Origin of the sequence: Methanobrevibacter sp. (assembly GCF_045114555.1) — an archaeon.
Lineage (GTDB): Archaea > Methanobacteriota > Methanobacteria > Methanobacteriales > Methanobacteriaceae > Methanobrevibacter.
Genome location: NZ_JBGUKT010000035.1, coordinates 73738 through 85329 on the forward strand (window position 1 = coordinate 73738; position 11592 = coordinate 85329).

Annotated in this window: 9 protein-coding genes; 1 reads left to right on the forward strand and 8 read right to left on the reverse strand. The window is 33.6% G+C overall.

All coding sequences use genetic code 11. The annotated features are described in order from the left end of the window. Window positions 1–105 precede the first annotated feature (105 nt). The 5 genes from nrdD to ACJMLB_RS08445 form a co-directional block, all read right to left on the reverse strand. Complete coding sequence (nrdD, locus tag ACJMLB_RS08425) at window positions 106–2484, reverse strand: anaerobic ribonucleoside-triphosphate reductase (RefSeq protein ID WP_405325324.1); 2379 nt, start codon at window positions 2482–2484, stop codon at window positions 106–108. A 326-nt stretch (window positions 2485–2810) separates the two neighbouring features. Then, a complete protein-coding gene (gene polC / locus ACJMLB_RS08430) occupies window positions 2811–6224 on the reverse strand; it encodes a DNA polymerase II large subunit (RefSeq protein WP_405325327.1) in 3414 nt (1137 codons plus the stop codon). A gap of 357 nt (window positions 6225–6581) precedes the next feature. Continuing rightward, on the reverse strand, window positions 6582–6743 hold the full coding sequence (locus ACJMLB_RS08435; protein ID WP_295607977.1) for a preprotein translocase subunit Sec61beta: 162 nt from the start codon (window positions 6741–6743) through the stop codon (window positions 6582–6584). 202 nt (window positions 6744–6945) lie between these two features. Beyond that, window positions 6946–7551: a site-2 protease family protein gene (locus tag ACJMLB_RS08440; protein ID WP_405325330.1), complete on the reverse strand. Its 606-nt coding sequence runs from the start codon at window positions 7549–7551 to the stop codon at window positions 6946–6948. A gap of 113 nt (window positions 7552–7664) precedes the next feature. After that, window positions 7665–8468 carry a CPBP family intramembrane glutamic endopeptidase gene (locus ACJMLB_RS08445; protein WP_405325333.1) on the reverse strand — a complete coding sequence of 268 codons (804 nt, stop codon included), beginning with the start codon at window positions 8466–8468 and terminating at the stop codon, window positions 7665–7667. A gap of 124 nt (window positions 8469–8592) precedes the next feature. On the opposite strand from ACJMLB_RS08445, the gene ACJMLB_RS08450 reads away from it, so the two are divergent. Continuing rightward, window positions 8593–8976, forward strand: coding sequence for a hypothetical protein (locus tag ACJMLB_RS08450; RefSeq protein WP_405325336.1), 384 nt, complete (start codon window positions 8593–8595; stop codon window positions 8974–8976). Between the two features lie 79 nt (window positions 8977–9055). On the opposite strand, the gene ACJMLB_RS08455 is transcribed toward ACJMLB_RS08450, so the two are convergent. The 3 genes from ACJMLB_RS08455 to ACJMLB_RS08465 form a co-directional block, all read right to left on the reverse strand. Next, window positions 9056–9865 (reverse strand): hypothetical protein, encoded by an 810-nt coding sequence (locus ACJMLB_RS08455; protein WP_405325339.1) that lies wholly within the window; start codon window positions 9863–9865, stop codon window positions 9056–9058. A gap of 58 nt (window positions 9866–9923) precedes the next feature. Next, window positions 9924–10787 carry a DUF4013 domain-containing protein gene (locus ACJMLB_RS08460; RefSeq protein ID WP_405325341.1) on the reverse strand — a complete coding sequence of 288 codons (864 nt, stop codon included), beginning with the start codon at window positions 10785–10787 and terminating at the stop codon, window positions 9924–9926. A gap of 82 nt (window positions 10788–10869) precedes the next feature. Next, window positions 10870–11592: DUF4013 domain-containing protein (locus ACJMLB_RS08465; RefSeq protein ID WP_405325344.1), on the reverse strand; the 723-nt coding region annotated here is incomplete at its 5' end.

Below are 11592 nucleotides of genomic sequence, written 5' to 3' on the forward strand. Positions count from 1 at the left end.
TAAAAACAATAGGCAAAAAACAATGCCTATGAAAATAAATTAATAAATTGTAAATTAAACTTCAATGATCAATCAACAATGAATCAACAATTAGGTAGATTGAACTTATTGTTCAAATCTACGTCTGTCGATTAATTCTTGACGTTTACCTGCGTTCCATCCACCGTTTGCAGATTTAGCATGACCTACTTGTTGTACGTAACCAGTAATTCTGTCATACCATTCTACATCAGCAGTTTCACCACAGGAAGGACATTTGTTGCTTAATCCTTTCATTAAGGTTTTACAGTGTAAACAGAAACTGAATGCGGAACTGTAAGCCCAGAAACCAATATCGGATTTTCTTGCAATCTTATTGGTTAAGCTCATTAATGCATCAGGATCAGAGTATGATTCACCCATGAACGCATGGAAGATGTGTCCACCAGGAGTTAAGCTGTGATATTTGCCTTCAATTTTGACTTTGTCAGCAAAGGAAATGTCACTGTTAACAGGTACGTGTGAGGAGTTAGTGTAGTAGTTAGCTCCATTGTCCCCTTGTAAGATTGCTTTATCTCCGAATTGCTCTTTATCCAAGGTTGCAAATCTGTATGCAGTGGATTCTGCAGGAGTTTGCAATACAGACCATCTGAGTCCAGTTTCTTCTTGTAAGGATTTTGCTCTTGCATTGATGTATTCTAAACATTTGATACCGAATTTGTTTGCATCTGGGTTTTCGATACCTTCACCGAATAATGCAAGCAACATTTCATTAAGACCACAGAAACCAAAGGATAAGGTAGCGTTTTGGATTCTGTAATAGGTTTCACCATCAACTTTTTGATCTAAGAATGGTAAGATATCAAAGTTGTTTAAACAGTTAAGACCTTGGTTTCTTCTAATCATTAAGGTTTCAACAGCTAAATCCATATAGTTGTCTAAGTATTCGAATACATCGTTTTCATCTCTGGATTGGTATCCGATTCTTGGTAAGTTCAATGTTACGTAAGCTAAGTTACCTGTTCTTAAACAGTCTTGTTCCCAGTCACCGGTCCAGGTGTCTTGGAGACAGGTTCTGCAACCCATGTAGTTAGCCATTTGACCTCTGTATTTAGGTAACATGTTTACGAAGTAGGATGAACCGTATTTTGCAGAAAGTTCATGAACTAAACGTAAATCATCATCATAGTCACCTTTTAAGGTCTCTTCACGTAAAGTGTAAATTGTATTTGGGAATAAGTGAGGTTTACCTTCGGAATCTCCTTCAAGCAAGATTTCAGTGAATGCTCTTTGGATCATTCTGGTTTCATCTTCAAAGTCTGCGTAAGTTCCTACAACTTGTCCTTTTGGACCATATGCAGTAACATCTTGCAAGAATTTTGGAACTCCGAATTCTAATTGCATACTTGTAAATGGAACTTGGGAACCTCTTGCTGCATAAGCCATGTTCAAGTTGTAAACCAACATTTGAATGGATTGTTTTACTTCATCATAGCTTCTGCCAGTTGCAAATGGTGCAACAAATACGTTCCAGAGGGACATAGCTTGTCCACCAGACATGTTTTGCTGTGCTGCTAACATGATTTCTCCAGTATGGTTCATCAAGGTTTCCATATGGGAAGGAGGTGCAGCAACTGAAGTGTGATCTCCAGTACCGTCTACTTTAAGACCATGTTTGATGAATGCTCTTATATCATGTTGGAGACAGTTCAATGGTCTTCCAGCAAAGAATTCCAAGTCGTGAATGTGAATGTCACCAGACATGTGTGCATCAGCTAAGTGAGCTGGTAACATGTGTAAGAGAGCATATTGTTTTAATGCTTCATCAGCAACATACTTGTGAATGGATTCAGGGTTATGCATCATGTTTGCATTGTCTCTTGAACCGTTTTCAATTAAGGAAGTGATGTTGTAAACAGGAATACCTAAACGAGTGTATCTGCTTCTTAAATCTTCTAATCCGTATTCAACAAGTTTTGTGTTTACGATTTCCCTAATCATAGGAGCAGTAAGGTATTCGACATTGAGTTTTTTGAGTTCTTTCCAAACTTCAGTAGCAATTTCAAAAGCGGTTTCTTGGGAAGCACCAGTTTCTTCAACTAAGGTACTTGCAATTTTTGCCATGTCGAATGGTTCAATTTTATCTCTTGAAGAACGTACTTTTAAAGTAGTTTTTGCTAAGTATTTGTTAGCTGATTCAGAATCTACTTCTTCTAAGCATTCGTAAACAATCTTTTTGATCTCTTTAGTGCTGATTCCATCGTATAAGTTTTCAACAACAGTTGAAACAATTCTTTCAGATTCAAAGTATGGAGCATCTACCATCACTAAAGACTTTAACAATTTCTCATAACTGAAAGCTTCACAAACACCGTTGTTTTTCTTAACGGTGATTTTAGCTCTTCTAATATCGTTTTCTACATTATCGACTTTTTCCACTTTAACACCTTCATTTAAAATAAAAATCAAATAATAAATAATTAATTTAATAATTAATGTAATCATGAAAATTTAGATTAAACTTTCAATTTGATTACTAATAATTATGTACTTACATGTATAATATCCATTCGAGATTATACGAAAGTTTGTAACTATACAAAAAGTTAGTTACTTCACGAAATAATATATGTAATAAGATGTATATAAATCATTCGTTTTTATACGAACAAATTATAATGCAACAATTGTGATGATGGAAAATACTTAAAACAATAAAAAGAAAATACTTAAAAAATTAAAAAATTAAGGGATTAACCCTAATACTATCCTTAATCAATGAAATAACAATCCAATATAATCCATTACCCAATTGCGAACAAATCAAGCAATTATTTTCCAAAGAACACATCTAAGGAACTTTGCTTGGATTTGTCACTTTCAAATAATGAATTGATACCAAATTCCTGAATTTCCAATCTTTGTTCAAGGTAGTGTGATACAGGATATCTATTTACAAGGTTCTGTGAAATTTCAAGATACTTGACTACAGATCCCTTGGAAACGCTGAGAATCAAGTCTCCACCACATTTGCATTTACCTGTTAAAGGCATTCTCCTATACTTAGCACCGCATTTAGGACATCTTACTTTCTGTTTGGAGAAAGCTCTTGAGTTTCCCATAATGTCCGGCAAGAAGTGAGAAGACAATACACCCTCTACAACTCCCCTTTGGTCAACTGCCCTGATAAGTTCCGCTAAATTGATTTGAGCTTCCACCTTCTCCTTCATGGATCCTAAACGTTTGTATAAGCAAACTTTTGGCCCTGCATGAATGCTTGAAGTGTGATGTGAAAACATCAAATCGTGATACTGCCTGTCAGTACCTAAATGCTTAGCAACATTATCCACCAAATCCAACATGTCAGCAGGCTTTAAAGGTTCTTGAGACCTTTCAAAGAATTCAAGCGGGAATCTTTCAAAGATGTCCAGGTTATGGGATTCGTCATCTATCTCTTCTGGGTCTATACGAGTGGATAAAACCAAAGGAGCATCCATACTTCCTCCACGAGTGCTTGGCAAGTATGATTTTGAGAAATTGATCAATGCATCCAACAGCAACAGCACAGAATCCTCATCACTGTCACAGTTTCTCCTTTTTGCAGAATGGAAATAAGGGTGAGCATAACATCCTAAAGCCTTGGTGAACCCTACAATACGACCCAATACCCCTGCAGATGTGTGGGGAGCAAGCCCTGCAATAAGATGCCCAATCAAGTCATATTTGTCCTTTACATTATAGAACCTTTCCATTCCATAATATCTATCAAGCAAATCATCAACGAAATTAGCTACACCTACCAAATACTCACCGCAATTATCGGAAACTACAATATCCTGAACCTTAAGTTCAATAATTTGGTCTTCACTAACAATGTCTTCGCCATAGCAGTCTTTAGTATACCCCATTTCCAATAATTTAGGAACTGTTACTCCAATTTCTTTTGGAATAAAGTGAGTTAGCGGCAAGTCAGTGGAGTCATGACGGATAGTTCCTTCCTTAAATGTGAACACATTATTTTTAGCCCTTAAGATACCTTTTTCCAAAGGTTCAGGGAGCTTATCTTCAGAAATTAATCCAACAACCCCTTTAACTTCATCGACTTTACGAACTCCCACATTATTTGAAGCCTTGGAAAGCATATGGGCCAAATTAATATCTTTTTGGCCGGATTTCCCAATGACAGTAGGGGATCCGCAATGTGGACAAATGGCTTGGAATGAACTTAATCTGCAATCAGGATTTGTACATTCCCTTCTTGCAAATTCCACTTTAATCTTTTTCTTTTTAGCAGCTTCTGCAACCAAACGTCTGTTTCCACCATTGTTTCCAATAGGGAAGAGGACATGAGGAGCCGGCCTCATCAATCTTTCCTTGGATTTTTCAGGACGGCCAACCCTTGTACCGATATAACATGGAGCCTTATCCTTTATCTCGAAATCGATATTCTCATTGATGATATCAACTACTTTCATCTTGTAATACTCATCAGCGAGATATTTTGAATAATCTCCATTTATTGTCTTAAGTAAGCTAAAACCATGATTCTTGTCAATTATTACTTTTCCATCCTGAAGCTTGTGGCATAAGCCCATAACTTCCAAAATTCTTTTTTGATAGGACAAATCAAGTTCTAAATCCTCTCCATTTAGATATCCATTTTCCAAGTAGTCTCTTTTAGTATCCAACCACTGGCTTAAATCAACTAAATCCTTAATGGAGATGTCATTATAATAATAAGTGTATTCAGGATGCAAAGGCACATTAAACTCTTCAGTGATTTTAAATGCTTCTTCGACTGTGAATTTCTTGGTTTGCAATGAATTTAAATTGAATGCCTCTTTTTCCTCATCGGTGAATGATTGGTATTTTGCGCTATTTCTGATTGTTTCAATCCACCATTCTTCACACCAGCAAGCACCTAACATTGGCTGGTTATTCCTTAGGAATTCACCAAATGCAACAAGCATATCTCCGAGGAAAAGGATTTCAACAACTTTACCTTTAACCTTTCTTGCATCCTCAATTGAATCCAATCTGCGGACTTCACCGGATTTCAGTTTTACAGTTGGACCTTCAATGGAATCTACAGGAACTACACAGTTACCTTTTCCAGGCCTTTCGATTTTAAGCTGTGTTCCAACTGCCAAAAATTCCAATAACTCCATTGTTGCAGGATGAACACCCATAGTTGCAAGACCCGTGTTTCTGGAACGACCATATCTAAGCCTAAATCCACCCTTTTCAGAAGGATAACCTAAAACAGGCCTTCCACCAATGATATCATGAGCGTATTTGGAATGTTCAAAGAGTTCATCCTTATCAATTATATTGTCATCAATCTCTTCAATGACTTCTTCACTATCAGATTGGGAACTTTCTTCCTCCTTAGAGGAACCTACACCTTTAGCGTATTCAGCTAAAAATTCCCAACTGTCTAATTTAAGGGTGTGAGCATACTTTAAGATCTTTTTGGATTTCTGAATAACCCCTTCAACCATAGCAAGAAGAGCTCCACCTCTAATGTTATTTGTTTCTACACGAGGCAAGTCTCTGTGAGACACTTCCACTTGGTCTGTTGGCTCACCGCTGACTTCAACTGGAATGCTTCTTGCAGCTAACCTAACCTCTTCAGGAGTTGGAGAGTATTGCAAATTAGTGACCTCAGATTCATAAAGCTCCACTTCTTCCACATATCTTTCAATCTCATCATCAGTAGGCTTATAAATGTCAAGTCCAGTAGCTACACGTATCTTATCACCTAAAAGAACGGATAAAGCAGCTGCAGTACCTCCTGCACTACGAATAGGGCCTGCAAAATATACGGCAACATACTTGCTTCCATCAGAATTGCTTTTGATCTTTACTCCAGAAATCCCTTCCAAAGGAGCTGCTACAACCCCTTCTGTTAAAATAGCTAAAGCGGTTCTGAGTCCTTGATCTGCAAAAGCCTGTTTTTCAGCCTCTAATTTAGCCCCTGTTTCATTTGATTCCTGAGATGCAATTTCAGCAGCAATTTCAAATGCAACCTCTTCCCTAGACATATCCTTTTCCAATTCTTTGATACGCTTTGCAATGCCTTTAGGACCTACAAGCCCTTCCACTCTCTCTGCTAAGTCCTTTGCCAATGGAATTTCAGTCTCTAACTCAACATCAAACCCTTTTGATCTTGCCTCATTAGCTATCTCATAGAGCTTGAGAGTTTCACTTTCCAATCTTTCAAAATAATCCATTCCATCATCCATTATAATCACTGAAAATAATACTAATATTTGCAAACAATTTGATAAAAATTTTTGACTAAAAATTTAATTTTTTCCTTATTTTTTCTCTAATATTATTATATTCCTTATCATATTTAAAAATATTAAGAGAGCATTTAAAAACTAATAGGAAATTGAAAAAAATTTTAGAAAATTTAAAAAAAATTAGAAAAAATGGGATGAAGAATAATTAAAAAAATAGAATAAAAATAATTTAAAATTGATGAAAATAATTTAAAATTAAAATAAAAGTAAATTAATTAAAAAAAGAAACTAGCTAGAGCAAAATACTCACAACTAGTGAAAATAATTTCAATCAAACTTTTTTTAAAAGTTTGCTTATACAGAGAATCTTAAAATGAAACAGAAGATTCCTAAAATTACACTAAGTGCGATGACTATTTCTGGAGCGATTTTTGGACCTACACTTTCGTCATCGAAATATCTTACTAAACCTGCCCCGCTCATAGGCATGCTAATTTTATTATCTTTTTTTGCCATAAATATCACGTTAAAATAATTGAATAAATTTGAATTTTTTAATTGAATTTTAAATTTGATTAATTAATTAAACATCAATATACTATATCAATACACTATAATATTAATATAAATTTTATAAGTATTAACTATTTCTATCATTTCTTATATTAAAACTTTTAGTTTATAAAATTTTCATGCTAAAAATTCTAATTTAGAGGAATTATAAAAATCCTCCAAAAATTAAAACTAAAAGTGCAGCGATTGCAAATGTTATCAACCAAACAGGAACACTCCAAGCCATTACTTTAGAACCATCTAAAGGAGGTATCGGCAATAGGTTGAAAGCTGCCAAGAAGAAATTGATTCTTGTACCAAGAACGCAAGTCAATGCGACAAGATATCCGGTTTCAGTGTATGCGAAATCCCCAAGAGATACTAAAATAAGGAAGAAGATTAAACCTAAAATGATATTTACAATTGGTCCTGCAATGGAAATGATACCATTTGTTTTCTTTTCCATACCATTACTATAAATAACAACTGCTCCAGGAGCTGCAAATATGAATCCAAAGAATGAACTGACCAATGCAATAATGAGTCCTGTAGGCCATAATTCATATTCCGCATAATATCCATAATGCATTGCAACGAATTTGTGTCCTAATTCGTGGAAAATGAAACCTGCTCCCACTCCAATCATAACTATAGGGAAAACCAAGCCTATATTGCTGTAATCACCATTGGAGTAGAGAATGGTAAATCCTAAAGCAATCACTATAAAGGATATGATTAAATCTCTTATCTCTTTACCTGTAAATCTAAACATAACATAAATTATATTTTATAGTCATATAAAGTTTATGATTATATAAATCAATGAAAAAAATAAATGAAAAAGAAATTGGAAAAAATATGAAAAAAACAAAAGAAATTATCATATTATTCCATATCTTCAGGCCATTCACTGAAAATTGCCTTAAACAAGACAAAATTAGAAACAATAGCTAAAATGATTATCAAGATAATTATCATTGAATTGGACTGAATCAAATATTCAACTCCACTTAATGCTAAAAGGAATGATAATAGATTATTCAAAAAGTGAGCAAATATAGGCACCAATATGTTTTTAGACTTTATATAAAGAATTGAAACGCAAATACCAAATAGGATAGCACCTAAAATTCCTCCAAAATTATGGCAAACACCAAACAACACTGAAGAGATCAAAATAGCTAATGTCACATTCAATTCCTTATTGAATCTTCTTAAGAATAATCCTCTAAACAATAGCTCTTCTATAATCGGAGAGAGTATAACTACAGTGAAAAAGTAAAGAGCCAATATTGAAATGCTTAATGCTCTGAAATCTCCAAAAAGAGGAGAATTGAAGCTGATTATTGACAAATGGCTTAAATATCTCAAGATGAAATATATTGCTGAAACAAATAGGATATTTGCAATTACAATAAATGAAATATGATAAATGTCAGAAACCTTGAATATTGAATCGTATTCATTCCTTAAGGCATCTTTAAATGAGATTTCATTAAAATCAATTTTATTCAATTCATAAGCAAAAAAGAGCAGCATGATTCCATACAATATGAATTTGAAGAATAAACTTCCTAAATGAATCTTAGAGACCATAGGAATTAAGGTAAGAACTAATATAATCAATAAAAAGAAGGATAAAACCTTAATTATGGATAATCTATCTAAAAAATCATTTAATCGAATCATATAAGCTCACCTTTCAAAAATATATGAAAAATATCTATATTCATTTTAATTTTTAGTTTTATAATATATAAGTTTAAACGAACATATTTTTAATAAAAATAAGAAGATTTCAGGAAATCAAATCATGACAATCGACTACATTCCAGAAGAATTTGAGATCAATTACAAGCACGATTTAAATGGAACAAAATCCATTAAGCTATTGAACAATTCCCTTTTGGTAAACAATCCAAATCCAGAACTGATAGATATAAACAGAATAAGCAAGGATAAGTGGATTCAATTTTGGGAAGATGTAGAGAGAATAGGCCTTTGGGATCTTGAAGAGGAATATCAATCCTGCACTTTAGAGGGAGGATTCACTTGGAGTGTAAAGATCATTTGCAAATCCAAAGAGCTCAATAGTTATGGAGCGAATATGGAACCTAAAATAGTTATTGGAGATAAAATCTATTCCGTTTTGGAAGAGTTATACAAGTCAATTGAAGAACTGATTGACTTGGAATAAAAATAAGAAAATAAATTAAAATGAAAAAAAGAAAAAAATAAAGAGAAATAAAAAATAAAAACTAATTAAAAATATGATTTTAATTAGTAAAAGAAGCAGTTTCTGCAATTGATTTTAATAATTCCAAATCGTTACCAGCAATTACAATTACCTGATTGTTATCTGGACTTTCAATGCAAATAGCATAGTCTGCATTATCAACATTTGAAATAATATCTCCATCGAATGAAGAATTGACATCAACTGAACCTTCACCCTTTGAATCATTGACATTTACACCATCAGTTGAAATGGAAACATCATCCCCATTCGGATCTGAAACCGCAAATCCTTTAGTGCTTAATGAAACAGTGCTGTTGTCATCACCAACTATGTGAATTCCCTCATCTTTAGAAACCTTTACATCAGCATCTTCAGTTGTGACATTCACATTGGAATCATCTGAAAAGATTCCAGTAGCAAAGTTCCATATGGTGTCAATGTCATTTCCAATGCCAAGATTAAAGAAATCCCAATTATTTGCATCTTTGGTTTCTACAATGAAATAATTGTCATTTTCCTCTACGATAGGAGCGTCCTTTTTCAAATCATTTATCATATCTGAAATGATGCTTTGATCTTTAGAATCATCTTTCAAATACACAATAGCATTTACATCATTTGCATTTTCCCCATGGTTTGCAAAGACTTCCATATTCATAGCCACATCGCCAACATTCAAGTTAGTGGTTGCTTCCTCAGAAAAGTCACTGCCTGATGGAATGTCTATTGCAAAGTTAGAACTGTCTATACCATTGCTTACCAAATCAACTGCACCAACACTTGAAATTGCTATTGCAATGACAAAGAGTGCAGATAAAACAGTTAAAATTTTTGAATCGATTTTCAATTTATCACCCATTTTACAATTATTAGTTAAATCACCCATAGTTTCTAATTTTCTTATTTTAGATAGTTTCTAATTCAGTTTTAGTTGCTTCTTTGTAAATTGATCCATAAACTCTGCTTATTGCAATGCTGACATATGGATTGACAAGCAAGGAATTGAGAATCATATTAACTAGAGCCATAACAAATGCAGAACTCACTATAACGCTGATGATTCCAGCAATAGCTCCAAATATAAATCCGCAGAATACAGAGATAATCATAACTGCTATAACAGTAAAGAGTAAAATTCCTATGAATCTTCCCCAACCTAAGTTCTTTATCAATCCTAAGATTTCCTTAAATCTGAATGCAGCAGCAAATTCATCCTTATCAACCATATTGCATAATGCCATTACATTCACTAAAGAAACGAATATTGCAAATATGATAGCAACCAATAATATGATTCCCCCAATTGCATTGACAGAAGCACCTACAGATTCATTTACAGTTAACATCAATCCAAGGAAGAAAAGAATCATAGGCAAAATGGAATAAGCTAATCCAACAACGAATGAACGAAGACCTTTCACTAATAGTCCTTTAATGTCACTGAACTCTGGAAGTTCAGATCTTCCTTCTATACCATATTTAATTACATCATAAATGTATCCTGAAGCGAATACCATCAATACGAATGTTATAATCCATGACAAGACAATCAAAGCCATGCTGCTTGGAGGAATAGCAGAAAATGCTGCTTGAGCTGTATCAACAGGAGTCATGTTCGCTAAAATCCTCATATTGTCAAAGACCAAAAATTCCATTGCAAATGAGACAAGACTTGAAACAAGGAATATAATACCTAAAGTCAAAACCTTTTTTCCATCATTAAAAGGATATTTCAATCCTTCTTTAACTACATCAGTAATACTAGCCATAAAATCACCAATAAAGAAAATAATAAAATATAAATTAATAATTTTAATTTTAAAGATTTTTTATTTTAAAGCCTTTAATTAATTAATGAAGATTGTATAATAATCCGCTTACTCTTGATTGCATTATCATGGTGTAAGGACCTACAATAAACAACATTACGAAGTAAGCTATAAAGAATCCTGCAACAAATATTCCGCCAGCTGCCATAGCAAATCCTAAAGTTCCAGTAAATATTCCGAAGAATCCGAATACGAATAAGATCAAGAAGAAAACAACTGCATAAATTGCTGCACAAATAATGGTTAAACCAATGTAAGCTCCTAAACTTCTTGTAACACCAACAGATTTTATGATTTCAATTATTTCCTTATAATCAAATGCTTTAGATAATGAATCGCCATTATTTGCCATGTGTGCTACTCCAAACATGCTCATAACATAAGCGAATAAGATTAACACAACAGTGATAACAGCACCGATTGCCATTAATGCAGATTCACCATATCCTCCGATTGAGCTGGATACTGCTGCAAACAAGAAGAATATTATAAGTGGAACTAGCGCATAAATCAGATAGACCAGAACAACCTTTATACCATCTACAAACATGTCAATTATGTTATCAAATTCTGGCAATGGATCATTACCATTAATCATACCTTCTACAGAGATTTTGGTTACTCTGTATGAATAACCGTAAATCAGGAATATTGGAAGCAAAAGGAAACTTAAAAAGTAAGTTACTCCCAATATCAATAAAGTCTTTAAGTCTTTAGCAGAATATTCTAAAGAATCCTTATAAAT

Coding starts and splice junctions, on each gene's coding strand:
- ACJMLB_RS08440 (WP_405325330.1), bottom strand. CDS start 7,551: ATGTTTAGATTTACAGGTAAAGAGATAAGAGATTTAATCATATCCTTT.
- ACJMLB_RS08445 (WP_405325333.1), bottom strand. CDS start 8,468: ATGATTCGATTAAATGATTTTTTAGATAGATTATCCATAATTAAGGTT.
- ACJMLB_RS08460 (WP_405325341.1), bottom strand. CDS start 10,787: ATGGCTAGTATTACTGATGTAGTTAAAGAAGGATTGAAATATCCTTTT.
- polC (WP_405325327.1), bottom strand. CDS start 6,224: ATGGATGATGGAATGGATTATTTTGAAAGATTGGAAAGTGAAACTCTC.
- ACJMLB_RS08450 (WP_405325336.1), top strand. CDS start 8,593: ATGACAATCGACTACATTCCAGAAGAATTTGAGATCAATTACAAGCAC.
- ACJMLB_RS08435 (WP_295607977.1), bottom strand. CDS start 6,743: ATGGCAAAAAAAGATAATAAAATTAGCATGCCTATGAGCGGGGCAGGT.
- nrdD (WP_405325324.1), bottom strand. CDS start 2,484: ATGATTACATTAATTATTAAATTAATTATTTATTATTTGATTTTTATT.